Origin of the sequence: Novipirellula galeiformis (genome assembly GCF_007860095.1) — a bacterium.
In the GTDB taxonomy this organism is placed as follows: Bacteria; Planctomycetota; Planctomycetia; order Pirellulales; family Pirellulaceae; genus Novipirellula; species Novipirellula galeiformis.
This window is the reverse complement of sequence record NZ_SJPT01000001.1, coordinates 428729-455685: the sequence shown is the minus strand read 5'-3', so window position 1 is coordinate 455685 and position 26957 is coordinate 428729. Positions and strand designations below refer to the sequence as shown.

Here is a 26957-nt window from a genome sequence, read left to right as displayed (position 1 = left end):
CTGGCGACATTCGGGGCTTCGATTGGATCGGATTAAATCACACGTCACCGCTAGCGTCGAAGCCCCGCTTGAGCTTCTCAACCCAATCCCCGAGGCCGCTGGATCCAACCAATTCGCTCCCTGCTGCGATCCATTTAAAATTGCATTGTGAGCACGGCAATGCCATCACAACCGGTGCCAGAAGGTCGCGAACACGCGAATCCTCCACTCGATGATTCTCGCTGATTTGCGTCTTTATGGGCTAAATTGGCGGAGAATTGGGATCCCTGGGGGGGCAAGGGGCGGGTGTGTGCTCGGACGCCTACTCGATTTCGCTCTGGCAGCGTATAAACAGGGCTCCGATCTCGACGTTACTGAGACGGCAGATCGCGAACTCTCGCGATGATGTCCGTCCGATGGAGCAAAAACATGAGCAAAACACAAATATTGGCGGCGCGTGCAGGCGAAGTGACTCCGGAGATGGAGTATTGCGCTAAACGCGAAGACCTCGCCGTCGAACTGATCCGTGATGAAGTCGCAGCGGGACGGATGGTCATCCCGGCGAATAAGGTCCACGCGGCCGGCGCACTTGAACCGATGTGCATCGGGATCGCGGCAAAGTGCAAGATCAACGCCAACATCGGCAACAGTGCCGTGACCAGTAACGCTGGCGAAGAACTGCAAAAACTGCATACCGCCGTCCACCATGGTGCCGACACCGTCATGGACCTGTCGACCGGCAAGGACATCGACAACATCCGCCGCCAAATCATCGACAAGAGCCCGGTGCCGATCGGTACGGTCCCGATTTACCAAATGCTCGAAGAACTCGGTGGCAACATCGAAGACATGACGGCCCAACACTTCTTGGATATGGTCGAGCACCAAGCCAAGCAGGGCGTCGATTACATGACCGTCCATTGTGGCGTGAAGCTCGAACATCTGCATTTGAGCGTCAACCGCGTGACGGGCATCGTCAGCCGGGGTGGATCGTTGATCTCGAAGTGGATGATGGCCCACAACAAACAAAACCCGCTGTACACCGCCTTTGATGACCTGTGCGCCATCATGCGAGAGTACGATGTGACTTGGTCGTTGGGCGATGGACTGCGTCCAGGTTCGATCGCGGATGCTTCGGATGCCGCTCAATTCGCGGAACTCGAGGTGCTGGGTGAATTGACCAAACGCGGCCAAGAAAACGGAACGCAAGTCATGGTCGAAGGACCAGGCCACATTCCGATGCACCAAATCCAGATGAACATTGAAAAGCAAATCGAGCTTTGCAATGGTGCTCCGTTCTACGTGCTTGGCCCGTTGGTGACCGATATCGCACCGGGCTACGACCACATCACAAGCGCGATTGGCGCCGCGATGGCGGGCTGGCACGGTGCTGCGATGTTGTGCTACGTGACCCCCAAAGAGCACCTCGGATTGCCTAACGAAGAAGACGTCAAACAGGGCGTGATCGCTTACAAGATCTCCGCTCACGCCGCCGACGTCGCTCGCGGACGCAAGGGAGCTCAGGACCGTGACGACGCACTCAGCCGAGCACGTTTCGCGTTTGATTGGAACGAGCAGTTCCGGTTGTCATTGGACCCGGAAACCGCTCAGCGTTACCACGACGAAACGCTGCCACAGGACACCTTCAAGAGCGCCCACTTCTGCAGCATGTGCGGACCGAAGTATTGCTCGATGAAGATCACCGAGGACATTCGTAAAATGGCCAAAGAAGGACAACTCGTCGAGATCAAAGAATAGTTTGATCAACGGGGATTCCCGGCCAAAACCGTCAGCGTAGAAAGCCCAGGGTTGCGACGAGCACTCTGGGCTTTTTTATGTCCGTTGGGGAAAGTGGACGTGGCACCGTGATGCACGGATCCACGCCGGACAATCCCGCACCGTGGCCCTCACCGCGTTGGGGCTGGGCGGGTGGAGCCAGTGCTTATTCGCTCGCTGCGATATCGGTTCCGCTGCCGATCAGGATGCCGGTACCTCTTAGCTGCCATAGAAAGAACGCAGCCCCGGCAGCCATTAAGATGCTGCTGAGCAGAAAAATGTGCTGCGGAGTGTCGCCAAACGCGGGACGAATCGCCCAGTAGAGCAGGGCAGCGACGGTCAAAAACACAAACGAGACGGCGTTCGCGGTTCCCAAGAACCGCCCCCGCTCGCTATCCGGCGACATATACTGCAACAAAGCTTGCAGCGGGACGATATAGAAACCGGCAAAAAAGCCAGCTCCAAAAATGAAAAAGCCAACATTACTAAACGCCACTCGCAACATCGGCTGCAAATCAGGAAGCGACGGCGGGACAAACGACAACAGGGCAAAGAAAACGACCAAACCGGCGGCCCCGATAGGGATCAAGCGTGGCTCGATGTGGTGCCCCGACAACAGACCGGCCACGGCACACCCCACTCCGATCGAGACTCCCAAAACCCCCATCAGCACACTGGCTTCGGTGCTCGAAATTTTGAGGACCTCGGTGTATTCAGGAACGATAAACAACGCGATTCCCGCCAGCAGGTAAAAATAGCCCCAGGCCATCATCACCATCAACAACCGCGTCTTGGACATTTCACGCACGGTGGTGATGTAGGTGGTGAGCGGATTGAAATCGAATTTGGCATTGCGATCTCCTGCGGGCAACGGAGTCAAAAAGAAGGCGGACACAAGTCCCGCGATCGCGATCAAGACCAACACGACCATCGGTAACCAAATCAGTCCTCGAATTTGATCCGGAAAAAAGGCATCACTGACCACGCCGGCAACCAGCGTGCCGACGATCACGGCGACGTTGGTCATCATATTAATCGTGCCGTTGGCACGGCTGAGGTCCGAAGCATCGACCAACTCCGGGATCATGCCATACTTTGCCGGGCCAAAGAACGAGCTTTGACACGTCAACGCCAGCAGTGCCATCAAGGTGACCCACAAACTGCCCATCATGAAGCCGATTCCGGCGAGAATCACGATCGGGATCTCGATGATTTTCACCCACATCGTGACCGTTCGCTTGGAATAACGATCCGCGATCTGGCCGGCATAACCCGAGAGAAAAATGAAGGGAAGCGTAAAACAGATGCCCACGATGCCCTGGCCTCCTTCGCCAAGATCACCGGCCCACAAACCGCCCTGAATCACCATGAATGTCAACACGCCCTTGAGGACGTTGTCGTTCATCGCTCCAAAAAACTGCGCGGCGAGGAGTCCGAGAAACCCGCGTCTTAAGAGATGGCTTGGCACGTTTTTTCGCTTGATCAAGGGGCACGTTTGGGGGACCGCGAGATCTTAGCAGAAACGCCCCTACCGCCGCGACGCCGATGAAAACCGAGGCCAAGACTAGCGTCTGGCCAGGGCAGGGCAGGGGAGATGCACCCACAAGACACGATGGCACCTGCTCAGAGGCGATAGCGGTCGATCACTTCGGGCAACGGGTACGACGTAACGTCCCGATCTCCCTCGCTGGCCGCGATCACCCGCAACCGGTCATAGCCCCGCGTCACCAATGCCACTCGCTCGGAAACAAAGCCAGGATCGAGATTTGCCAGCCCCATCTCGCCCTGGACCACCACGCGCTCAAAGTCTGGATCGTCGATGAATTGGGCGAGCACAGGGTTACAGCGAATGTGTCGCTCGGGCGTCGTATGCAAGACCTCGGGATCAAGCTCCCCAATCACATACCGCAAATACAAATCACTCTCGATGATCGCGGCCACATCCTGGCCACAAACCTCACACAAATAACCTTCGTCGCACTTTGCCATTGCAGGGGCTCTTGGTTGGAAACGAAGGCCGCCGACTCTCGCGCGGCGAGCTTCGCCCGCTGGTTGTTGCTCGACCCACGATTTAGGGCGTCTGAGCCTTCAACAAGCGAAGATTTTGGAGAACAAGGATCTGGGCCCGCAGTTCTGGGCCAGCGATTCAGGGCCGCTATGACACAAGTGCACTTAAATGCAACTGACGATTTCAGGCGAATGGCAATATCAGACGAATGACGATATCCAGTTTCTCGTGATCGAAACGGTCGCATGGCGTTGCCGCCTTTTGATCCTTAAACGTGACCTTTCGCTTAATCCTAATCTTCTCCGCTCGGTTGTGGTCCAACGCGGTTGCGCAGACGGGATTAAGAGTAAGAGTAGGATTAAGATTAAGAGTCGCTAGTTTAAGGTATAGACGCCCTGAACGACGCAGCCCACTTCGCGAAACCTTACGATGACTGCAAGCCCAAGACATCGAACATGTTGTAGAGCCCCTTGGGGCGGCCTTGCAACCATTTCGCGGCGGCAAGGGCTCCCGATGCGTAGCAATCACGGTTGCTGGCAGCGACATTCAACTCGATCTTTTCGCCGAGCATCCCAAACACAATCGTATGCTCGCCGGGATTGTCGCCAACGCGAACGGCGTGATAACCGATCTCATTGCGAGTCCGCTCGCCGGTGTGACCTTCGCGGCCGTGAACGTGCAACGTATCGTCGCTCAATTGCTTTGCGATCAGTTCGCCAAACTTCAGCGCCGTTCCGCTGGGGGCATCAGCCTTGAAGCGATGGTGGCGTTCAATAATTTCGACGTCCAATCCGCCGACAACGTCACCGAGGGTATCTGCCACTTGCTCGGCGAGCTTCATCGTCAAATTCACCGCCAACGACATACTGGGGGCCCAGACGATGGGAATGAGCTCGGCGGCGGCTTGCAGCTTGACTTTTTGTTCGTCACTTAGCCCCGTCGTAGCAACCACCAACGGAGTACTTGATTCGACACAGCTCTCGATGCAATGATCGAGCGCCTTGGGGAGCGAAAAATCGATCACGACATCGACCTCTTCGGGCCAATCGGTCGCCAGCGGCACTCCAATGGGTGCGAAACCGGCAACCGCCCCAGCGTCTTGGCCCAGGAGCGGATTGCCCGCATGGTCGATTGCTGCAACGATTTGGAATTCGGTATCCTCCGAAGCCAAGGCGACGACACGCCGCCCCATTCGTCCCGCAGCACCGTGAACAGCAAGTTTGATTGTATTAGTAGTCATAGAACCCAATGTAACGCCTCGTTTGCCCTTGGGGTAGCGGAACTTGCGATCCGAAAGAAACGTCGACGCGGAATCGTGTCTCGGCAAACCGAGCGAGACCGCGTCGCATCCGTTTTGAATTTAGGTTATTGCCAGTTTTCCCCAGCAAATCATAACCCGACGCGTAAGCGAGGGACCGAATCAATATCGATATTCCCTCGCTGACGCTTCGGGTTAGGAAAAACGCGTAACTTCAAAAGTTACGCTTCAGGCTAGGAAAAAGGTTCGGCAAAAACAACGAAAGTCTTGACGACTTCCGCAACAAAGTGCCCCCTCTCATCCTTAGCTGAGCCGCTGGCTTACAATCCCATTTCTTGTTTGACTTGCGAGAATTGAGCCACCGCGAATTCCAAATCGTCCTGCGTGTGGGCTGCGGACATTTGAGTTCGAATGCGAGCTTGGCCTTTCGGTACCACGGGATACGAGAAACCAATCACGTAGACCCCCTTGTCCAACAGCCGCTTTGACATTTCGGTCGCCACCCGAGCATCGCCCAGCATCACTGGGATGATCGGATGCTCACCGGGGACAAGATCGAAGCCTGCGGCGCTCATGGCATCGCGAAAGTAACTCGCATTGTCCATCACACGATCTCGCAACTCGGTCGATTCGCTCAATAAATCGAGCGCTGCGATCGAGCCCGCTGCGATCGGAGGTGCGATCGAGTTGGAAAACAAATAAGGTCGCGAACGTTGACGCAACAGTTCGACGATTTCACGTCGCCCCGTCGTATAACCCCCACTCGCTCCCCCGAGGGCCTTACCGAGCGTTCCGGTGATCACGTCAATCCGCCCCATCACATCGTGGTGCTCATGGGTGCCGCGTCCGCTGGGGCCCATAAATCCGGTGGCATGACAATCGTCCATCATGATCGATGCATCGTAGCGATCGGCGAGCTCACAAATCTCAGGCAGCTTGGCGATCGAACCATCCATCGAAAAGACGCCATCGGTCGCGATCAACCGCAACCGACATCCCGAAGCCGCTTTCAATTGCGTTTCGAGATCTGCCATGTCGCTGTTGCGATAACGGAATCGCTGAGCCTTGCTCAAACGAATGCCATCGATGATCGAAGCATGATTGAGTTGATCGGAAATGACGGCGTCTTCGGAGGTCAGGATCGTTTCGAACAGCCCCCCGTTGGCATCGAAACAGGACGAATACAGAATCGTATCTTCGGTGCCCAAGAATGCGGACAAGCGATTCTCTAGCTGTTGATGGATCGTTTGTGTGCCACAAATGAATCGCACCGAAGCGAGTCCGTAGCCCCATTCATCGAGTCCCTGGTGGGCCGCCTCGATGACGCGCCGGTGCGACGCCAAGCCAAGATAATTGTTAGCGCAAAGATTGATCACTTCGCCGCCAGATTGAACACGGATGTGCGCGTCTTGAGGCGTCGAGATCACTCGCTCGGACTTGTAGAGCCCTTCATGACGTATCTCATCAAGCGAGGCTTGTAGGACTTCGCTGAGTTTGTTGCTTTGGGACATCTTAGCTGGCTTTACAGAGGGATCTCTTGAGAACAGAAATGGCCAAACCGGAATCGCGTGAAACCGAGAACTTGATTAGGCGAGTTACGAATCCATCACCACTTTAGAATCACCTTGCCGGACTGGCCAGACATCATGGTTTCGAATCCGGCTTCAAAGTCCTCGCAATCGTAACGATGCGTTATCACCGCACTGATATCGAGTCCCCCTTGAATCATCACGGTCATCTTGTACCAGGTCTCGTACATTTCGCGTCCATAGATCCCTTTGATCGTCAACATGTTAAAGACGACGAGGTTCCAATCGATGGCCATCTCGGTGGCTGGAATTCCCAGCATCGAGATTTTGCCGCCGTGGCACATGGTTTCGAGCATGGAGCGAAACGCATTAGGGTTACCCGACATTTCGAGTCCCACATCAAAGCCTTCCTTCATACCTAAATCGGCCATCACGTCTTTGAGCGATTCAGTCCGCACATCGACCACGCGGGTCGCGCCCATCTTTTTTGCTAACTCCAATCGCCACGGGTTCACATCGGTCGTCACGACATAGCGTGCACCGGCATATTGAGCGACCGCGGTTGCCATGCACCCGATCGGGCCCGCACCGGTGATCAAGACATCCTCACCCAACAACGGGAACGACAACGCCGTATGGACCGCATTACCGAGCGGATCAAAAACCGATGCAACGTCGCGATCCACCTGGGGATCGTGATGCCACACATTGGTCATCGGCAGCGAGATGTATTCGGCAAAGGCCCCTTCCCGATTGACTCCGACACCAAGCGTATGTGCACAGAGATGACGCCGCCCCGCCAAACAATTTCGACAGCGACCGCAGACGACGTGCCCTTCACCACTGACAACCTCACCCGCGTGAAAGTCCGACACATTGGCTCCGACCTCGACGATCTCGCCAACAAATTCGTGACCGACGACCATCGGCACCGGAATGGTTTTCTGAGCCCAAGCGTCCCACTGATAAATATGAACATCGGTGCCACAGATGCCGGTTCGATCGACCTTGATCAAGACGTCATTGATGCCAACCGTTGGCATCGGAACGTCTTCCATCCATAGCCCCACTTTGCGATGTCGTTTAACAAGTGCTTTCACAATTCAACTCTTCGGTGGCAAGGATCTAGTGGCAAGGATCTAGTGGCAAGGATCTAGTGGCAAGGATCTAGTAGCGAGGATGCGAGGCGGGCGGTTGCCGATGGCGGATCAATTTTGATCCAGATACTGGCTTAGCCATCCCACGTGTTTTACAAAGGTTTCAGACGAAACAACCCCCTCGGCGGGCGTTACCTTTTCGCCCTGGGCGTCGCGTACGAACCCCGGCTGCAACCACCCGCCGGCGCTCGATTGCGACCGCATCACCAGCGAGATCTCTTGCCCGCCCACGGGCGCCGGCAAAGGCAGCGTTTTCCCCGCAGCGAGCCATTCATAATCACGCTCTATTTCATCGAGATGCGATTCCACCACGAAGCCATAATGAGCGGGGACATTACGGTCGTCATCGGTCATTTGATAGTCCTTAGTGAAATAGATTGGACGATTCGTTTTCAATTCATAGTAGCGTGCCAATTTGTCGTCACTTCGCAAACAAGTTCGCAAGTATTCGATTGCACGCGGCAGCGGTTCGAGGAAGCGACGCTCTTCGGTTTCTTGGTAAAGCACCAGCAAGGTCCGTAGCGTATCCTGAGACTCGCGCCCCGAAATTGCCGGTGGCTCGAACTTACGATCCCAAACGGGATGCATGTGGCGATCGTATTGCTGAGCCCAAGCGGGTTGAGGCTCGGGCATTTGGGCACGCAGTAGAAACTCTCCTCCCCGAATCGCACTGGCACGGTAACGATCGTCCTCGTACACCCGTGCGGCAAACAACATCGTGTGGATCATGTTTTGCGTGATCCGGTCATTGAGCATGTAGCACCCTGCGAACGACTTCGACCACCTGCGACTCCAAGACGGAGGGTAGGTCGCTGCGAGCACGGGGTAATGACGGGCACTGGGCGGCTGGGTTGGGAATCGATCGTAGTTATGTCCCCACGCTCCTCCAGGGTACTGAGCCCCCAACGTGGATCGCAGCGCGTATTCGGCCGCTTCGTGAACGGCGCTGTCTTTGAAATCGAGTGTCCGATCCAAATCGCAGAGAAAGCGAATGGCACAAGGCGTCGTGTCATCGTCCAAAAGCGTCAGGTTCGTTTTGAATTTTCGCTGCTTCCAAATCTCCCAACCGCCTGGCTCGGGCGTCTCCGCAATCGGTCCTTCCGCCGCGGTTGCCATCACGCGATAAGGCAGCTTCGCGCGCAACTTGGGATCAAATTCAATCGAGTACCCCCAGCCCCCGCTTTGCAGTTGCCCTTGGATCAATGCATTCCCGACTGCCTTTGCGGCATCGAGATGAATCACATCCCCGGTTGCACGATAGGCACGCAGGAACGCCAACCCGACCGCAGGCGTCCCCGGCGGTTGAACCCAAACACGATCGGGACCGGCGACCCCTTCGCCATGGCTATGCACTCCATCACCGCTGGAAACCCAAGCGTACCCACCATGATCGGCAATCCGCTCGGCCATAAACTGAGTCGCCTGGCGAAGCGATTCCTTGACCTCGGGCGCCGTCGGTAACGTTTGTGCCTGTGACGGAAAGTTTGACGACGCCACGATGGCAATGGCCACTCCCCCACAACGCAAAATGGAACCGACTTCTCGGCTCATCCGATGCTTTCCTCTTTCGATGATTGCTTCACCCATTCTTAACAAAAACGGCTTCGTTTTAACGCAAGCACGAAATCCCATACTCATTTGGTCAAATTTCGGCATCGTGGGTGATCCTTTGCTGGCTCGCCGCCATCGTGAAGGCTTTACCTTCATTGAAACTTCATATTGCTGCAACGATTGTAATGCTCCTAACGGTGACCAGCATTGCTCCTTCTAGAAAATCTGCATCGATCGTAAAGTTGAAATCCATTGGACTGAGAGCATTCCGCCATGTTCCTGTAGGTGGGGCGTAAGCCTTCATCCGATGATTGTTGTACTGGGACTCATCTGCCCCAAAGCTCCTCGCGGGGCTCTTGCAAGGCAAATGAGCTTCCACCGAGCCAACAGGATGTTGGCTTTCTACAAACGGCATTGCGTGTCTGGCTCGCACACCGCGTGCAGCCAACGCAACGGCACTTATCACAGGGAAGTTTAAAGACAATGCGATTCACGTTTCGAGCCAACGCACTGCAGGCCAAGCTTGCCGCCGCGGGAGTCTGCCTGGCTTTCGCGACTCAATCCACTGGAGCAGTCTTCGCCGATGGAGCGCAGGCGTTCCCCACGGCTGGCAACGCGCAAGTGCAGACCACCACCTTCAACGAACCCTTCGCCTTGCTCAGTGACGAAGCGAGTAACGAAGAGGGTGACGAAGAGGAAACCGGCGACGCGGACACCGACTCGGTCTCGGCCGCGGATTACAAAAAGCTGTTTGATCGCGTCGAGGAAATGGAAACGTCTTGGGAAAAGTACCAAGACAAGATCGCAGAGGATTCGGCAGCGAAGAAAAAGAAGCCGACCATGAAGATCGGAGGCCGTGTCCATTTGGACAATTGGAACTTCGTTCACTCCGACGCGGGGACCAACTTCCTCGAAACCGGCGACCCACTCGAAGACCCAGAAAACCGCTGGGATTTCCGTCGCCTGCGAATCGAAATGTCCGGCGACATTCCCCAGAACATGCTGTATCGGCTGCAGATCGATTTCAACAATCCATCGTCGCCCGAGATGAAGGACGCCTACATCGGATTCAAGAATCTGCCTGGCAATCACACGCTGTTGCTCGGTAATCAGAAACGCCCGCTCGGCTTGGACCACCTCAACAGCAGTCGGCACAACGTGTTTGCCGAACGCCCCTTGGTCGTCGAAGCGTTTAACGAAGACGCACGTCGCCTCGGCGCATGTTTCTACGGCTACAGCGACGACGAAATGTTCAACTGGCGAGCCGGTGGGTTCTTGCTCGAAAACATCAGCACCGATGGTCGCTATCGCGGTGACTTCAGTGAAGCGGGACTGTACAGCCGTTTGGCCGCGAGCCCATGGTACGACGAAACCAGCGGAGGACGTGGTTACTTGCACTTAGCGCTGGCGGGTTCGATCAACCAAACCGATCCCGACGGACAAACCGACACCGATTCAAACACCAACGAAGCTCGCTTTCGCACCCGCCCCCAAGCACGATCCGATTCGCGTTGGTGGAATACGAATCGCATTCTTGGCGCAGAAAACTATGAACAATTTGGCTACGAGTTCATGCTGAACATCGGCTCGGTCCAAGTCACGAGCGAGTATTACGGCACCTGGGTCGGACGTGAAGCCGCAGGCGGATTCTCGGGCGAAGACTTGTTCTTTCACGGGGGCTACATCTTCGCTTCGTACTTCCTAACCGGCGAGCACATTCCGCTGGACCGTGTGACGGGAACGATTGACCGTGTCAAACCATTCGAAAACTTTTTCTTGGTTGACCGATGCACCGGAGGCACCGGATCGGGAATGGGAGCGTTGGCCGCGGCACTTCGTTATGACTACCTCGACCTCAGCGACTCGGATATTCGCGGGGGCGACGGACACACGGTGACGGCTGGATTGAATTGGTACTGGACCGCGTACTCCAAAGTACAATTCAACACGATCTGGGGTTCGATTAACAATGGCGGACAAGGTCAAGAGAACAGCGGCCCCTCGGGCACCACGGTTCCCTTGGTCGCAGGCGTCGATGGCGACTTCACCGCACTTGGCTTTCGTTTCATGGCCGATTATTAAGTCTGGCTTGCTTATCGCGACGTGTACCTAAACCTTCATTGTCAAATTAACCATCCGTCCCTAGGAGGGACCCCAGCATGATTCATCAAACCCTTCGTATGACGCTCGCCATCGCTCTGTTTTCACTCCTTGCCACCCCGTTCGCGGCAAATGCCTCCGCCGCTGGCCTGGGTCACAAACTGATTGATCAAACCGGCGTCTGCACTCGCTGCCCGGCGTGCGATCACTCCTGTCAATTTTCAGTCGACGTGGTCGATGAAAAAAAGACCTGCTTTGAAGTCGAATCCAAAGTGATTTGCATTCCTCGCGTTGTCTTTCCTTGGCAAAAAGGAAACTGCGATGCGGTGGTCCGCAACAACGGCGCGCGAACACGACGCGTGTGTGTCCTCAAGACCAAAGAATACAAGTGCCCTCGGTGCGAGTACTCCTGGTCGGCCGAAAAGAAAAAACCATGCGATGGCAACCATCACGAGCATCGACCTAGCGAACCGAGCGTCATCGAACACGCTCCCACTCCGGCGGAAAACGTTGCTCCCGAAGCTACCACCCCACAATCGTTGCCGGCTCCAGTGCAAGCAGCCCGTCTAGGTGAAGACGCCTACTATTCGTTGTTCGAAACCCTGTCGACCCGCTAACGTTTGCGGCGCAATCATTGCCGTTTTCCGTGGCCAGCCTCGCCCGAGGCTGGCCACTTGCGTTGTGCACCGACATGCGTCAGCTTTCAAAGCCATTGACGGTTGACGCGAGAGCGGATACCAACGCCACTGCGGTTTGCCTCAAGCAGGTCTACCTCCAAAGCAGGTTTACCTCCAACTCGATCTCCCCCTCGCGTAATCGGTGCCCCCTCTCGTGAATGACCTCAGCCAATACGGCGGACTGATCTTTGATTGCGATGGCACGCTGACCGATTCGATGCCGCTGCACTTCGAAGCATGGCGTGAAACGATGGCTCGCTATGGAATCGTATTCACCGAGTCGCAGTTCTACGGCATGGCGGGCATGCCCACTGAAAAAATCATTCGCGTCTTGGCGGAGGAACAATCGGTCAGCGTCGACCCCACGCTTGCCGGGCCTGAAAAAGAGGCTGCGTTCCGCGAGCGGTTGCCCCGTCTAACGGAACTGCAAAGCGTCTGTGATATCGCGCGAGCGCACTTTGGCGTCATACCGATGGCGGTGGCCAGCGGCGGGGATCGCGAAGGGGTCTGGGCCCAAATCAAACACCTGCAACTCGAGTCGCTATTTGCTGCGGTCGTCACGGCCGAAGACACCCACAAACACAAACCGGAACCCGACGTCTTTTTAACAGCCGCTCAAAGGCTGGGGGTGACCCCCGCAACCTGTCTCGTTTTCGAAGACTCGCCACTGGGACTCGAAGCTGCCGCTCGAGCCTCGATGGACTGTATCGATGTCCGCGACTTTTCGCTTCACCAAGCCGGCAAAGGCTGAGTCACTTCGGCGTCGACACTCAGGTGAAATCACGCCAACGTCGAGAGCCAGCGTAACGGCGAGTCTTGCGCATTCTTCATTTTGACGTGGGATCCCAGCCGTAGCTGCGTTTGCAAGAACGCGGTCCACCACAGGGCAACACGAGCTACATCAAAGTTAGAAATGCTCGAGCGTTTTGATCGCGGAGCGATCAACGACACTGGTTACTGTTCGAGCGCCTTGTCGCTGATGTCCTTGCGACACCAAGCCCCTTGCCAACGAATTTCCTTGACCGCCTTGTAGGCCTGCAGCTTCGCACCGCTGATGGAATTTCCAATCGCGGTCACGCCCAACACCCGACCACCCGCGTTGACGACTTGGCCATCCTTCATTGCGGTGCCCGCATGAAAGACTTTGACATCGGGCAACTCGGCGGCCCGATCGAGTCCCGTGATCACCCGACCGGTTTCGTAGTCACCCGGATAGCCTTCGCTCGCCATCACGACGCAGATACTCGGCCGCTCGTCCCACTCCAACGGCTCCAATTCGCCGAGTCGCCCTTCGATCGTCGCTTCGATCACATCGACAAGGTCGGTCTTCAATCGCATCAGCAATGGTTGGCATTCGGGATCCCCAAAGCGGACGTTAAATTCGAGCACCTTGGGTCCCGCCGAGGTCAGCATCAAACCGGCATAAAGGACCCCTTTAAAAGGTCGCCGCGCCCGCTTCATGGCATGGACAATGGGCACCAACACGTCCGCTTCGATTTTCTCCATCATCGCTTCGTCGACGATCGGCGTGGGACAATAGGCCCCCATTCCGCCGGTGTTGGGACCTGCATCCCCATCGTAAGCGGGCTTGTGATCCTGTGCGGCGGGAAGCGTCATGATCGTTTCACCATCGGTGATCGCCAGCACGCTCGCCTCTTGGCCGATCAGCTTTTCTTCGATGATCAACTCCTTGCCGGCCTCACCAAATTCACGTTGATGTGCAATTCGATCGATTGCCTCCAAGGCTTCGGTACGCGTGCTACAAACGATCACCCCTTTGCCCGCGGCCAAGCCGTCTGCTTTGACCACCACGTGCACTGGGTCATTGGGTTCGGAATAGCGATCCTTGATATAGCGTGATGCATCTTCTGCGTCGCGAAACGTGCGATAGCCTGCTGTCGGAATATCGGCCATGTGAAGCAAGTTTTTGCAAAACACCTTGCTCCCTTCGAGTTCGGCGGCGGCCTTGGAGGGCCCGAAGACTTTTAGCCCTTCGTCCTGCATCGCATCGACGAGCCCGGCCACCAACGGAACCTCGGGACCGACAACGGTGATATCGATCGCTTGCTCTTTGGCGAACTTGATCAACTTCGCCGTTTCCGTCACTTCGATGGGAACGTTAATCGCATCGATTGCCGTCCCCGCGTTGCCGGGAGCGACGTAGACCGTATCCACACGAGGGCTTTGAGCGATTTTCCATGCGAGCGCGTGTTCACGTCCGCCATTGCCAACAATCAAAATTTTCATCGCGGGACCACACTGTCGCTGAGATTCAAGAAAGGAAAGAGTCAAAACCCAATAGGTAAATTAGCAAACCAATGGCAAACCGCCACGGTAGGAACCGGTGATCGCAGCAGGATGCGAAGAGAAACCTCGACCGAGGAAACCTGGCGGTCCTCCACCCGGTGTCGCAATCGCGATTACGCCAATCGGATCCACAGCGATAACGAGCGTCAGTCACGAGGGGGCCAATGATCATGCCGAGCGGTAATTTACCGTCTGCACGCGGTTACCAAAACAGGCCACCAGGGCGTTTAACGCGATGCAAAAGCAGGCTGGCGACGCCCGGCTTTCGTGATCTGCGAACACGATGGCCCGGTGCTCTAGAAACATAACGCAGGTGTCCCCCCCAAACACTGTGATAATCACACAGCTTATGCGACTGCAGCGGTAGACAATTTCCCAATAGCAGTTAAAATAGGAAGTGTCCTGCCGAAGAATGGAATTCTGCGTATCCCAACAAAACCCCACCCCCCGGGACCGCACTTTCTTCGCAAATAACTTGTTTTGCTGAAGCGGCGACTGAGTCGACGTCCACCGTCACTGAGTCGCCGCATTTTTCATTTCCAGTGTTTTCTTGGTCCCCGGCCCCCAATATGGACCTCTGCACCACTCGGTGTGGACCGATACGGGCTGGCAAACCTGATTCAAAATCCTGCAGTCACGACCCTAACGTGAATGAGCGGCCTCGATTCGTATGATGCAAAACCACCAACCCGCAATGCCGCTAGGGATCCCCTCTCTTTGCGTGCTTTTGTAGAATGAGATGGCCTCAGAATCGAAAAAATCAAGTATTCTTACGCTTCAAGACTAAACAACGCTGAAGGGGTGTCATGCCCAACCTCAATGCATGAGCCCCGACATCCTCTAGCCTCCTTGGGAGAATTTACGTTGAAGATCCGACGACACGCTCTAAAGACCCGCTTGACCCAGATGATTTGCGGCGTTGCTGCCGCATCCGTGCTCGCCGCCACCCCATCGGCTTCCCAGGCTGGCGATCTCAAGATCCGCTTTGAATACGGCGGAAGTGCGGCAGAGCCTGCCGAATTGGTTGTCAACAAGGACGTTGCCTTTTGTGGCAAGCACCCGATCCAGAACGAACGACTGCTTGTCAACAAAGAGAACAAAGGCATTCAAAACGTCCTTGTCTACGTTTACACCGGCCGTGGCGGCTCGAAGATCGACGACGTGCCAGCGAAAAAAGCTACGCACGTGCTCGCAAACGATGCCTGTCGATTTGAACCCCACATCGTGCTTTGCCAGGTTGGCGACACGCTGAAGGTAACCAACCCCGACGCGGTGGGGCACAATGCGAATCTGCCGTTCTTCAAAAACGCGGCCCAGAACTTCTTGATCCCGCCACAGCAAGACAAGTCGGTCTTGCTCGAAGAAGCGGAGCCAGCACCAATCCCAGTGGAGTGCAACATCCACCCTTGGATGCGTGCTTACGTCGTGGTGCTCGAACACCCCTACGTTGCCAAAACCGACGAAAATGGCGAACTCGTAATCAAGGACTTGCCCGAAGGCAAAGAATTGACTTTCCGCGTCTTCCACGAAGCCGGCAAAATCGATGAAGTCACCATCGATGGCAAGAAAGAAAAGTGGTCGCGAAGCCGCTTCGATGTGAAGATCAAGGCTGGCATGAACGACCTTGGAACCGTGGTTGTTCCCGCAAAGGCGTTATCCGCGGAGTAATCTCACCACGGATTCAATCGAATCTCGGCAGGCACATTTCGGTGTGCCTGCCATTTTTTTTGCGCATGCGACAATCCGTGGAGTTTACGACGCACACACTTACGGGGTTCAATAGGGATGAAACCTTTCTCAAAACCTCACATTTTCTTGATATGCGCCTTCTTGCTCGCTCACGACTGTCGACATGCATCCTGGCATCGCTGATCGCAGCGACCCTTGGGTGCGATGCAAAGATAGAACAATTCGAGTCCAACCAACTCTATTCGTTGACACTCGCAGAATCCCGCTCGACGCCCATGGACGCGGCTCAAAAGGACACCTTGGCGGTAATCGAGACGCTCTTTGGCACGCCCAATGAACCGCGTTGGCCGGTCGAACTGATTAGTCAACCGAGCGATTCCTTGGTTGATTTAGGCAGGCTCCAGCGGGCTGCGGGCCCAATTTCCAGTCTGCAAGACGGCAGCCATCTCGGTCTCTATCGCGAACTTTGTGTTGATTGCCACGGATTAACCGGCAATGGATTCGGCCCCGCGTCACTGGCGATGAACCCTTACCCTCGCGATTTTCGGCACGGCGTTTTCAAATGGAAGTCGACACCACGCAACGACAAACCAACCCGTGACGACCTCCGCCGCACCCTGCTGCATGGTGCGGGCGGGACCGCGATGCCGTCCTTTGCGGTCGTGGCTGAAGACGACCTCGAAGCGCTGCTGGACTACGTGATCTACCTTTCCGTCCGCGGCGAAGTCGAACGTGAATTACTGGCCGAAGCGGTAGAACTTGGGTACGCAGAGACGGCTCCTGAAGCCAACCTGCGAATCGTCGCCCCAGCTTGGATCGAAGACGAAGCGAACAACACTGACACGCTCAATGACACCGCAACGCTCAGCGAAGGAGCCGAAGCGACACTGAAAATCGTTCGGGACGTCACCCAAGAATGGTCGGACGCCGAGTCACGCGTGATCCAAGTCCCGGCGCCGTCGGTTGCCAACGACGAAGAATCGGTGCAACGAGGGCGAGATCTTTTTCACGGGCCGATTGCCAATTGCGTGGGATGCCACGGCCCGAGCGGCAACGGATCGGCGATCACGCTTGACTATGACGATTGGACCAAAGAGTATTCGTCACGCCTTGGATTGACGCCGACCGACCGCGATGCGATCAAACCGTTCCGCAAAGCGGGAGCTCCCAAACCTCGCCCGATTGTCGCTCGTCGCCTGCAACAGGGTGTTTTTCGCGGTGGTGGCGAGAGCGACACGCTCTATCGACGAATCACTCAAGGGGTTGCAGGAACTCCGATGCCGAGCCTCGAGGTCGTCCAGACGGCGAATGAAAAAGGGCTGACGCCGGACCAAGTCTGGGACCTAGTTCACTACCTTGAATCGCTTGGAACCCCTTAGGTTTGCACGCTCTTTTTTTCTGCCCCAGGCTTTCCCAAGCCTCCGCCCCCCCCCTGTTACTCGTAAATCGAACCTCCACATGTCTCAAGAAACATATCGCTCGTTGGGCGCAATCGCTGGCGTGATCACGGGAGTGGTTTCCATGGCGTTGCTAGGCTTTTCCGGGCTGATCGCCGGCTTCTGCTTTGGCGCGGGCGGTGCAGTGCTGGGCGGCATTTTGGGCGAACGATTCCATGGCTGGCGTCACAAGAGCCGCTAAGCAAATCATGACGCGAGAGAATGTAAACCCCCGCAAAATGCAATTACCTGTGACTAAGTACGCCAATCGAACCGTTCATCGTCTCGCCATCCTGGTCGTGTGCCTGACTTGGCCTCTGATCTGGGTCGGAGGAATGGTCACGACCTATGATGCAGGCATGGCGGTCCCGGATTGGCCCAACACGTACGGCTACAACTTGTTCTTGTACCCCTACAAAACCTGGCTGCTGGGCCCATTTGACCTGTTTATGGAGCATGGACACCGCCTGCTGGGCGCCTTGCTTGGTTTCACTGCGATTGGATTGGTGATTGCCGCTTGGCGAAGCGAAAACCGGAGATGGGTCAAAGGGATAACCCTACTTATTCTGCTAGCGGTCATCATCCAAGGGGGACTCGGTGGCATTCGCGTCGTTTTAGGAGACCGCACCTTTGCGATGATCCACGGCAGCACGGCACCGATCGTCTTTGCCCTGACCGTGATCGGGATGGTGGTCACGAGCCGATGGTGGTTCCGCTATTCGAAACCGCAATCGGAACCAGACTCCACAGAGCCAAACACCACCCCCCACGAAGACGCCCCTGCGATTAAGCTGCCAAAACTCGCCAAAGGCTCCGTGGCGACCGTCACGTTATTAATCCTGACCTGTTATTTGCAGTTGATTTTGGGGGCGAGGCTGCGACATTTACAACCCACGGGATCGGCGACGGGATTTCTGCACACCGCGACCTTACACGTCATGCTCGCCTTTGCACTCTGGTTGCTGGTGGTGATCGCTTGGTCACGTTTACGCAAGTGCGGCGATTTGACACTGTCGCGTCCTGGGCAAGCCCTGATAGGATTAGTGGGCGTTCAGATTTTGCTCGGAATCGGAACGTGGGTGGTGCACTATGGCTGGCCGGACTTTCTGGGATGGTTTCCTGGTTCGGAGGGTTATGTCATCGAGTCAAAGAATTACGTCAACGCGTTACTTGTCACCTCGCATGTTGCGACCGGATCTTTGATTCTTGCGGTTTCCACGTTCGTTTGGGTCCGTATACTGCGTGTCCGAAACCTGAACATGGCGTCCGCCGCGAGCAAAACGGCGTCTTAACTAGGAACGAGAAAAAAGTGTCGACAGATATATTCATCGCCGAACCATTGACGCCCCCGTCGGCGAGGACTCGTTACGTGAACGAAGATCAACGTCTGGACAGTCATCGTGACCCTCGCCAAGCCCTTGCGAAAGAGGCAGGGCAGGGCAGGGGGGAAGCGGAATCGCTCGCCTCCGATACGCTGGGCGTCAAAAGCGAAGTCGCCCCCCATCGGCCTCGCATTCACACCGACCTTATCCAACTGACCAAGCCTCGTATCGTCACGATGATCCTGGTCACGACGGTCGCATCGGCGATGATCGCCGCTGGCGGATGGATCGCGACCCTGGATATGCTGTGGTTGCTGCTTGGAACCGGGATGGTTGCGGGTAGCGCCGGGGCGGCCAACCAAGTCTGGGAACGAAAAATTGATTGCAACATGACGCGCACGGCCACGCGTCCGCTGCCGGCCGAGCGAATCTCACTGGCTCCAGCGATCGTCTATACCGCCGCCTTGGGAATCATCGGCACGACGATTTTATATGCCATGTTTGGCATCGCTCCCGCCGCGGCTGGGTTGGCAACCTGGTTGCTCTACGTGCTGATTTACACGCCGATGAAAACACGCACCTCGTGGAACACGACGGTCGGTGCGATTGCCGGAGCATTGCCGGTCTTGATCGGCTACACCGCAGCGGGGGGTGGCACAAGCGATTGGACGGGATGGTTGTTGGTCGCGGTGCTCGCGGCGTGGCAATACCCTCACTTCATGGCGATCGCGTGGTTGTACCGCCGTCAATACGCCGAAGCGGGATTCTGCATGTCGACCACCGTGGACCCGAGTGGTCGATCGGCGGGCGCCCAAAGCATCGCGGGTTCGATCGCAATTCTCGGCTGTAGCGTCGCCTTGTGCGTGATCCCCGGCATCCCTGACGGATCGATCCTCGTTACGGTGATCGCCTCGATCGGCGCGATTGCCGCCTGCTATCCAATGCTGCTCGCCTCGTTTCGATTCTCGGCTCAACCCGACGACATCATGGCTCGCAAGCTGTTGCGATCCTCGTTGCTGGTTTTACCAGCGGTGCTTGCGATCGTCACCGTACGAACGGTTTTGTGAGACATCACGTGAATCAATCCACTCTATCACTGACTGAAAATCCGGTGCCGTCGAGCGACCCCAACCGCAGCCCGATTTGCGTTGCGACGCAAGTCCGTCATGCTTATGACACCAAGTCAGGCGAGACCACTTGGGCGCTGCAAGGCATCGATCTGACCACGCACGCAGGCGAAATCTTTGCGTTGCTGGGTCCCAACGGCAGCGGCAAGACGACGTTGTTCCGGTTGCTGTGTACGCTGCTGCCGATCCAACATGGCACGATCCGAATCGGTGGCATCGATAGCCGCACCAATCCATTGGCGGTACGCCGTCAAATCGGCATTGTGTTTCAGTCCCCGAGCTTGGACAACAAACTCACCGTCGATGAAAACATCGCCTGCCAAGGTGCACTGTACGGAATCACCGGCCGTGAATTGAATGTTCGCCGCGATGCACTGCTCGAGCAATTGAACCTGACCGATCGTCGCCGCGATTATTGCGAAAAACTTTCCGGTGGGCTCAAGCGACGCGTCGAACTTGTCAAAGGCATGCTGCACCAACCACGACTGCTGTTGTTGGACGAACCGAGCACTGGTCTTGATCCTGGTGCCCGTCTAGATCTGTGGAAAGCGATCCGCACGATGAGCGACGAGGGCACCTCGGTGCTGATGACGACGCACCTGCTAGAGGAAGCGGACAAGGCAGATCGTGTTGCGATCATGCACGAGGGACAGAAGATTGTCGAAGGCGCGCCGTACCAACTTCGCCGCGATCTTGGCGACGGCGTGATCACGATCGAAACGAGCGAACCGCAGGCCGCAGCGAGTCTGCTGAGCAAGAATTTAAACCTGGATTCGCAACCGATCGGCAATCAATTGCGGTTGCAAAGCGATACCCCCGCACCGCTTGTCCCGTTGATCTCCGAACAACTCGGCGACTTAGCTGAATCGATCTCGATCGGTCGCCCTAGTTTGGAAGACGTTTTCATCGCCAAAACCGGTCACCAGTTTCAGTAATCACGTAGACCTCTATGAGCGCCATCACGACCTCTCCTTCCACGAGTTCCGATTCCGTCGGCCAAACCAATCCGACTTCGGTGCGTGCAGGCATGTCGGCGGCTTGGATGCTGGCCCGACGCGAATGGACGCGATTCTTTCGCCAACGCAACCGCGTTTCGGCGGCGATCGTCCAACCATTGCTGTTCTGGATGCTGTTTGGCACCGGACTCCGCGGCGCGTTCACCGTGGCGGGCGACCAAAATTTCATGGAGTTCTTCCTGCCGGGCACGGTCGGATTGATCGTGTTGTTCACCGCCATCTTTGCCACGATCTCGGTGATCGAAGATCGTCGAGAAGGGTTCATGCAATCCGTGCTGGTCTCTCCAGTCGGACGTTGGCCGGTGTTGATGGGCAAAGTGATCGGCGGCAGCGCGATTGCATGGGTCCAAGCAATGTTCTTCCTGATGCTGGTTTACCTGTTTGGCACGGCATCGCTTAGCAGCAGCATTTTTCTGCTGATGCCGCTGCTCGCACTGATTGCGATCGGCATGTGCTCGCTCGGGATGATCGTGGCTTGGCCGATGGACAGCACGCAAGGTTTCCATGCGATCATGATGCTCGGTTTGATGCCGATGTGGTTGCTTAGCGGATCGTTTTTCCCGATCCCTGCCTGGAGCGATTCTACGGTCGGCCAAATGATCCTCGGCGGGATAATGCGAATCAATCCACTCAGCTACTCAATGCTGGAAATGCGACGGCTGATTTACCCCGAAGTCGATTTTGCGAATGCCGGCTTCGCTCCCTCGAGTGCGACGTGCTGGAGCGTCACGATCATTGCCACGATTGTGGTGACCCTGATCGCGTGGCGACTCGTACGCGGCAGCCGCAAAGTGGACGTGATTGTTTAACGCAATCGCAAACCACCGCGACATCCCACCTCCCCAAAAAATCCGCGACTCGCTCCGAAGCAATCCATTATGCGAACGACAATCCATATCATCTTGATCCTGGTCATTGGACTTGTACTCGGTCTGGGCATACGCCAAATCCGTAAATCCGAACGTGCCAACGGTCCTGGCCCCGGCGAAGAAGTCTTTACCGATGCGGGGGTCGATGTGGACGCCGTGGATCCGAGCGACGCCGAAAATGCGGCGCCAAGCCATCCACCGGAAGACGAAGAGTGGCTGAGCAAATTTGAACTTACCGAGCGAAGCGGCAAGAAGGTCGCAAGTGAAGACCTAAAAGGCCAACCGTACGTGGTCAGCTTCTTTTTCAGCACCTGCCCCAGTATCTGTGTCACCCAGAACCAAAAGCTCAAGGAACTGCAGGACGAATTCGCAGGCCAAGGCGTTCGCTTTGTTGCGATCTCGGTCGACCCCGAAACCGACACTCCCGAAATCCTGCGTGAGTACGCCGCGCGTTTTGGCGCCGACTCGGAGCAGTGGTTATTCATGACGGGCGATCTCGGCTACATTCGCCGCGTTGGCTCGGAAGTGTTTCGCATGCCGGTGGACAAGCAATTTCACACCGAGCGTTTTGTGCTCGTTGATCCCAAAGGTGAAATCGAAGGCTTTTACAATTGGCCCGAAAAGGCTCAGTTCAACAAGCTGAAAGAGAAGATCCAAGAGATGATTTCATCCTCCGAGAAAAAGGCATCCTGAGCGATGTGGCAATTTTTGGCAGACAACCTGCCTCACGCAACAGCAACGCTGAACGCCACCGCGACCGTTTTGCTGGCCCTCGGATTGATCCGAATCCGCCAAGGCAATCCGCGAGCTCACAAAAAGATGATGCTGGCGGCGCTGTGCGTTAGCGGGGTGTTTCTGGCACTGTATCTACTGCACAAAGTGGCTCTGTACCAGACGACTGGCGAACCCAACAAACGTTTCCCGAAGGACGTCGCCGATGCAGCCCGGTATACCTACTTCAGCATCCTGGGCACCCACCTGATTTTGGCGATCTTCGTTCCGTTCCTCGCATTGCGAGCCGTCTACCTGGCGATGAAAGGGCGGATCATCGCGCACAAGAAACTGGTCCGATTTGCCTACCCGATCTGGATGTACGTCTCGGTGACCGGAGTTCTGGTTTATCTAATGCTGTACCAAATTTACGCAGTTTGAGTTTGGGAAACGACGCGATTTCTATCCACACAAAAGCGTTGTGTCCCCAATTGCTGCGATTCATGTTCGCTGTGAGTGATGTGCAGCACGGTCCCCCGTTCTTGCCTGTGAACCTCGCGTAACAACTGAATCATCCGCCTGCGAGTTTCGTCGTCCAGCGCCGCCAACGACTCATCGAGACAAAGCAATGCAGGTTTAAAAGCGAGCGTTCGAGCCAAGGCAACGCGTTGCGATTCACCACCAGACAAGCCGCCCAGATAGCGGCGCAACAGTGGCGTGATCGCGAGCAACTCAGCCAACTCACCGACGCGTTCGATTTGCAATCTCCGGCGAACCCCACGCACGTCGAGCCTAAATACGACTTGGTGGTCGATTCGCATGCTCGGGGAACAACCCAGCGTCCTGCGATACATAGCCAACTTGGTGGGCGGCAGGCGCCAACGGCGTGACGTCGGTGGAGCCAAACAAGATTTTGCCTTCGGTCGCTTTGCGAAGCCCACAAATCACCGCGGCATCGAGACCGTCCGAAACAATCGCCCTGGGCAAGCGTCATAACGTTTTCCGCCTTGGTACGCTTGCGAGACTCTAGTTCAGCCAGGAACCCATCGCGATTGGCGATCCTTCGTGAAAGATGACCGATGGCAGCCCGATTCGATGCGATCCCGAACTGAAGCCCCTCTCGCTCCACCATCATCGCGCAGGCTAGTAAGTTCCAGCGCACGGCGGGCGGCCACCGCAATCACCGGCGTATGCACGGCGATCGCAAACGGCTCGGCAACGATCCCTGCGGATTTTGCTCGCTTTAAAAGACGTTCATCGGCGGTGATGTACAGATCGGCTCCGCCGACAATCCCGGCTTCGGCTTGCGACACGAGCCTGCGTTTCGCATCTGGACGCCAACGCAAACTCAAATAGCCGAGCGCCAACACGACAACGATCGAGGCAAGCCACAAGGCGAACAGGCTGAATCCCGCTGACAAGCGAAGCGAATTCAAGTCTTCAGAGTCTCGATCGGTCCGTGTGAGAGGTCGATTTTTCTGCAGCCATGGTGCCATCTTTCCGCTTCCGCTAGGCCATGCTTCCGCCTATTGAAGTTGCGAGTTTTTTATACCTCGAAACGTAAGCCAGGAAATATCTCAGTTGACTCGGTCCCTCGCTAACGCTTCGGGTTATGATTTGCTGGTAACACTACCATAGCGTCACTTCGAAACGGATGCCTTGGCTCGGTACTCCCGGCGAGGGATCGCCCCCCACCGGAACTAAGCCCTCAACGATTCAATCCTTCGCTTTGTCCCTCGCCTGCTATTTTCGCTCGTGTGCGTGGATCGATGATGTCGACCATAGAGTGATGGAAACGCAGGACCGATTGGGATCAGCTCGAAGGGGTTGCCTGGATTGGCGACGAGGGGCCAATGAAAGAAACGCCCCTTGAACAAAGTCGGGCTAATAGCGTAATATTCTCTGCTTAGGGTACTGTACCAAGCCAGTGCCTTGATCCTCACACGATGAAAGAAAAACTGCCATGAAAGACGGCATTCACCCAAATTACCAGGAAACCACCGTTTCCTGTGGTTGCGGAAATACCTTCACCACCCGCAGTGTGCGACCTGAATTGAAGGTCGACATTTGCAGCGACTGTCATCCTTTCTATACCGGAAAGCTGAAATTCGTTGACACCGCGGGCCGCATCGACAAATTCCAGAAAAAATTTGCTGCGGGAACCTACGGAAGCCTTGCTCCGAAGAAGGGCGCGAAGAAACCTCAAAAATAGCTTCGCCACAATTGAACACGACATCCAGCCGCACCGTCCAAGTTTGGACGCGTGCGGCTGTTTTTTGTCCTACACGCAACATTTTTTCATCTGTTCAACCGATAGCCTCATTCTTGAATGACTCCCCATGAGTTCGATTCGCGATACTCTCGAAGAAAAGCTTGCTCGCTTCAAGCAACTTGAAGCCGAAATGTCCGATCCCGATGTGCTTGCTGATGGGGCGCGGATGAGTGCAGCGGCACGCGAACACGGCGGTCTGGCGAAGGTTGCCGGGAAGTACCGAGAATTCAAGAAGTTGACCGACGAGATCCACGGTTGCGAAGAGATGGCCGAGGCCGCCGACGATGCCGAAGAACGCGAAATGGCGGAAGCGGAGATCACCGGGCTTCGCAAGCGACGCGAAACGCTTTGGGAAGACCTGCTTTCGTTGACCATCGGCGGCGAGGATTCGCACCGAACTCGCTGTGTGATGGAAATTCGCGCGGGCACCGGCGGAGACGAAGCCGCTTTGTTCGCTCGCGACTTGTATGAAATGTACCGGCACTACGCCGAACATAAAGGTTGGAAGACGGAAATCTTGGACCATAGCGCCACCGAAATGGGCGGGTTCAAAGACATCACGCTGACGCTTGAAGGTGAGAGCGTGTACCGCGACTTGGCGTACGAGTCCGGCGGGCACCGCGTCCAACGCGTCCCCGAAACCGAAACCCAAGGTCGCATCCACACCTCGGCGGCCACCGTTGCCGTGATGCCGGAACCGGAAGACGTCGAAGTCAACATCAAGTCCGATGACTATCGAATCGACAAATTTTGTGCGTCGGGACCGGGTGGCCAGCACGTCAACAAAACGGAATCGGCGATTCGCTTAACGCATCATGAAACGGGCATCGTGGTTCAGTGCCAAGATGAAAAAAGCCAACACAAAAACTTGGCCCGCGCCCTGCGAGTCCTCAAGGCGCGTGTGTACGAAAAGAAACGCGAAGAGGAAGACGCCAAGCTCGCCGAGCAACGCAAAGGCTTGATTGGCTCGGGAGATCGCAGCCAACGCATCCGCACCTACAACTTTCCTCAGAACCGTTTAACCGATCACCGCATCAACCTGACCCTTTACAAACTCGATCAAATCATTGGGGGCGACCTCTCGCCCGTCACCGAAGCGATGATCGAGTACGACCGCGACCAACTTCGCGGTGACATGATCGATTGATCGTTAGCATCCCATGCAAGCTCACTCCCGCGGCGTCTTCGATCCGCAGCGGGAGTCGCGAGGCAGAGCGTGGCTGCTATTTTGTTTTTTCATCGCAGCTTTGACTCGATTTCCACAAAGGAACGCTCATGTCGGACACCAAGGAAGAGCCGTGGACGGTGCTACGGTTGCTTGAGTGGACCACCAACTTCTTCAAAACACGCGGTAGCGAATCTCCCCGGCTGGATGCCGAAGTCCTGCTTGCCCACGCCCGAAATTGTGCTCGCATTGAGCTCTATACCGCATTCGGCGAAGTCCCTCCCGAAGAGCAGCGAGTGGCGTTTCGTGAAATGATCCGGCGTCGCGGTGAAGGAACTCCGGTCGCTCAGCTCGTCGGTTATCGCGAGTTCTACTCGCTCCGCTTTCGCGTCGACGAGAACGTCTTGATCCCACGTCCGGAAACCGAGCATTTGGTGATCGAAGCCCTCGACGTTGCCAAGGCGATGAAGATCACCGACCGCCCCCTTCGCATTGCTGATGTGGGAACCGGAAGCGGCGCCATTGCCGTCACGTTGGCCAAACACCTCAAGCCGGCCGAATTCACCGCGATCGACCAAAGCGAAGCGGCTCTAAAAATCGCGAGCTGGAATGCGGAACAACTCGAAGTCGCCGATGCGGTGACGTTCGTTCATAGCGATCTCTTTGCAGCGGTCGGTGAGCCAGCGACGTTCGATATCATCTGCAGCAACCCACCGTACATTAGCGAGTCCGAGTACGAGCAACTCGCTCCGACCGTCCGCGATCATGAGCCACGTGAAGCGCTCGTCGCGGGCATTGATGGCATGGACATCATCAAACGCTTACTCGAAACCGCTCCCCAGCGACTCGAGATCGGAGGCCGATTGATCATTGAAATCAGCCCGATGATCGCAGAGCTTTGCGAAGAACTTGTCGAGGGGACAGAGAGCTTCGGCGATCTCCGCTTCATCAAAGATCTCAGCGGCCATAAGCGAATCATTTCGATGGCCCGCGTGTAGTGGAGCTTGC

26 protein-coding genes are annotated in these 26957 nt (G+C 56.1%); 16 read left to right on the top strand and 10 right to left on the bottom strand.

Annotated elements, in window-relative coordinates; translation table 11 throughout:
* Positions 1-384: 384 nt before the first annotated feature.
* On the top strand, positions 385-1737 hold the full coding sequence (gene thiC / locus Pla52o_RS01585; RefSeq protein ID WP_146593491.1) for a phosphomethylpyrimidine synthase ThiC: 1353 nt from the start codon (positions 385-387) through the stop codon (positions 1735-1737).
* 184 nt (positions 1738-1921) lie between these two features.
* On the opposite strand, the gene Pla52o_RS01580 is transcribed toward thiC, so the two are convergent.
* The 6 genes from Pla52o_RS01580 to Pla52o_RS01555 form a co-directional block, all read right to left on the bottom strand.
* Complete coding sequence (locus Pla52o_RS01580) at positions 1922-3223, bottom strand: MFS transporter (RefSeq protein ID WP_261343331.1); 1302 nt, start codon at positions 3221-3223, stop codon at positions 1922-1924.
* Positions 3224-3378: 155 nt separating this feature from the next.
* Positions 3379-3744, bottom strand: coding sequence for a hypothetical protein (locus Pla52o_RS01575; RefSeq protein ID WP_146592831.1), 366 nt, complete (start codon positions 3742-3744; stop codon positions 3379-3381).
* A 443-nt stretch (positions 3745-4187) separates the two neighbouring features.
* The gene (gene dapB, locus Pla52o_RS01570) at positions 4188-5003 is read right to left on the bottom strand and encodes a 4-hydroxy-tetrahydrodipicolinate reductase (RefSeq protein ID WP_146592830.1); all 816 of its coding nucleotides are present in this window, start codon (positions 5001-5003) and stop codon (positions 4188-4190) included.
* A 338-nt stretch (positions 5004-5341) separates the two neighbouring features.
* Positions 5342-6532 (bottom strand): glycine C-acetyltransferase, encoded by a 1191-nt coding sequence (locus Pla52o_RS01565; protein WP_146592829.1) that lies wholly within the window; start codon positions 6530-6532, stop codon positions 5342-5344.
* A 95-nt stretch (positions 6533-6627) separates the two neighbouring features.
* Positions 6628-7650 carry an L-threonine 3-dehydrogenase gene (gene tdh, locus Pla52o_RS01560; protein WP_146592828.1) on the bottom strand — a complete coding sequence of 341 codons (1023 nt, stop codon included), beginning with the start codon at positions 7648-7650 and terminating at the stop codon, positions 6628-6630.
* Positions 7651-7758: 108 nt separating this feature from the next.
* Complete coding sequence (locus Pla52o_RS01555) at positions 7759-9258, bottom strand: pectate lyase (protein WP_231612010.1); 1500 nt, start codon at positions 9256-9258, stop codon at positions 7759-7761.
* Between the two features lie 483 nt (positions 9259-9741).
* Here Pla52o_RS01555 and Pla52o_RS01550 point away from each other — a divergent pair, with 483 nt between their 5' ends.
* The 3 genes from Pla52o_RS01550 to Pla52o_RS01540 all read left to right on the top strand — a co-directional run bounded on the left by Pla52o_RS01550 (position 9742) and on the right by Pla52o_RS01540 (position 12786).
* Positions 9742-11340, top strand: a complete 1599-nt coding sequence (locus tag Pla52o_RS01550) for an OprO/OprP family phosphate-selective porin (RefSeq protein WP_146592827.1) — start codon at positions 9742-9744, stop codon at positions 11338-11340.
* Between the two features lie 77 nt (positions 11341-11417).
* A complete protein-coding gene (locus Pla52o_RS01545) occupies positions 11418-11975 on the top strand; it encodes a hypothetical protein (protein WP_146592826.1) in 558 nt (185 codons plus the stop codon).
* A 214-nt stretch (positions 11976-12189) separates the two neighbouring features.
* Complete coding sequence (locus tag Pla52o_RS01540; RefSeq protein WP_231612009.1) at positions 12190-12786, top strand: HAD family hydrolase; 597 nt, start codon at positions 12190-12192, stop codon at positions 12784-12786.
* Between the two features lie 203 nt (positions 12787-12989).
* Here the strand turns inward: Pla52o_RS01540 and purD are convergent, their stop codons facing one another.
* Positions 12990-14282 carry a phosphoribosylamine--glycine ligase gene (gene purD, locus Pla52o_RS01535; RefSeq protein WP_146592824.1) on the bottom strand — a complete coding sequence of 431 codons (1293 nt, stop codon included), beginning with the start codon at positions 14280-14282 and terminating at the stop codon, positions 12990-12992.
* A gap of 966 nt (positions 14283-15248) precedes the next feature.
* Here purD and Pla52o_RS01530 point away from each other — a divergent pair.
* The 9 genes from Pla52o_RS01530 (at position 15249) to Pla52o_RS01490 (ending at position 22953) form a co-directional block, all read left to right on the top strand.
* Positions 15249-16010 (top strand): methylamine utilization protein, encoded by a 762-nt coding sequence (locus tag Pla52o_RS01530; RefSeq protein ID WP_146593489.1) that lies wholly within the window; start codon positions 15249-15251, stop codon positions 16008-16010.
* A gap of 152 nt (positions 16011-16162) precedes the next feature.
* Complete coding sequence (locus Pla52o_RS01525; protein ID WP_146592823.1) at positions 16163-17410, top strand: c-type cytochrome; 1248 nt, start codon at positions 16163-16165, stop codon at positions 17408-17410.
* Between the two features lie 79 nt (positions 17411-17489).
* Positions 17490-17669, top strand: a complete 180-nt coding sequence (locus Pla52o_RS01520; RefSeq protein WP_146592822.1) for a hypothetical protein — start codon at positions 17490-17492, stop codon at positions 17667-17669.
* Positions 17670-17706: 37 nt separating this feature from the next.
* On the top strand, positions 17707-18759 hold the full coding sequence (locus tag Pla52o_RS01515; protein ID WP_146592821.1) for a COX15/CtaA family protein: 1053 nt from the start codon (positions 17707-17709) through the stop codon (positions 18757-18759).
* A gap of 17 nt (positions 18760-18776) precedes the next feature.
* A complete protein-coding gene (gene cyoE / locus Pla52o_RS01510) occupies positions 18777-19856 on the top strand; it encodes a heme o synthase (RefSeq protein WP_231612007.1) in 1080 nt (359 codons plus the stop codon).
* Between the two features lie 8 nt (positions 19857-19864).
* Entirely contained in the window at positions 19865-20851 is a 987-nt protein-coding gene (locus Pla52o_RS01505) for an ABC transporter ATP-binding protein (RefSeq protein WP_146592820.1), read from the top strand.
* 14 nt (positions 20852-20865) lie between these two features.
* A complete protein-coding gene (locus Pla52o_RS01500; RefSeq protein WP_231612006.1) occupies positions 20866-21741 on the top strand; it encodes an ABC transporter permease in 876 nt (291 codons plus the stop codon).
* Between the two features lie 69 nt (positions 21742-21810).
* Positions 21811-22494 (top strand): SCO family protein, encoded by a 684-nt coding sequence (locus Pla52o_RS01495; RefSeq protein ID WP_146592819.1) that lies wholly within the window; start codon positions 21811-21813, stop codon positions 22492-22494.
* A 3-nt stretch (positions 22495-22497) separates the two neighbouring features.
* Positions 22498-22953 (top strand): DUF420 domain-containing protein, encoded by a 456-nt coding sequence (locus Pla52o_RS01490; protein WP_146592818.1) that lies wholly within the window; start codon positions 22498-22500, stop codon positions 22951-22953.
* On the opposite strand, the gene Pla52o_RS01485 is transcribed toward Pla52o_RS01490, so the two are convergent.
* From Pla52o_RS01485 to Pla52o_RS01480, 3 genes are read right to left on the bottom strand one after another with little or no spacing between them, the layout of a single operon-like run.
* On the bottom strand, positions 22941-23366 hold the full coding sequence (locus Pla52o_RS01485) for an ATP-binding cassette domain-containing protein (RefSeq protein ID WP_146592817.1): 426 nt from the start codon (positions 23364-23366) through the stop codon (positions 22941-22943). The two genes, Pla52o_RS01490 and Pla52o_RS01485, sit on opposite strands and share 13 nt — an antisense overlap.
* Complete coding sequence (locus Pla52o_RS26570; protein WP_197168934.1) at positions 23305-23499, bottom strand: hypothetical protein; 195 nt, start codon at positions 23497-23499, stop codon at positions 23305-23307. Before Pla52o_RS26570 ends, Pla52o_RS01485 begins: the two co-directional genes overlap by 62 nt.
* Positions 23500-23543: 44 nt before the next feature.
* Positions 23544-24008 (bottom strand): hypothetical protein, encoded by a 465-nt coding sequence (locus tag Pla52o_RS01480; protein ID WP_146592816.1) that lies wholly within the window; start codon positions 24006-24008, stop codon positions 23544-23546.
* A gap of 467 nt (positions 24009-24475) precedes the next feature.
* On the opposite strand from Pla52o_RS01480, the gene rpmE reads away from it, so the two are divergent.
* The 3 genes from rpmE to prmC all read left to right on the top strand — a co-directional run bounded on the left by rpmE (position 24476) and on the right by prmC (position 26947).
* Positions 24476-24724, top strand: a complete 249-nt coding sequence (gene rpmE, locus Pla52o_RS01475) for a 50S ribosomal protein L31 (protein ID WP_146592815.1) — start codon at positions 24476-24478, stop codon at positions 24722-24724.
* A gap of 127 nt (positions 24725-24851) precedes the next feature.
* The gene (gene prfA, locus Pla52o_RS01470) at positions 24852-25931 is read left to right on the top strand and encodes a peptide chain release factor 1 (RefSeq protein ID WP_146592814.1); all 1080 of its coding nucleotides are present in this window, start codon (positions 24852-24854) and stop codon (positions 25929-25931) included.
* A gap of 128 nt (positions 25932-26059) precedes the next feature.
* Positions 26060-26947: a peptide chain release factor N(5)-glutamine methyltransferase gene (gene prmC, locus Pla52o_RS01465; protein ID WP_146592813.1), complete on the top strand. Its 888-nt coding sequence runs from the start codon at positions 26060-26062 to the stop codon at positions 26945-26947.
* The last annotated feature ends 10 nt before the right edge of the window (positions 26948-26957 follow it).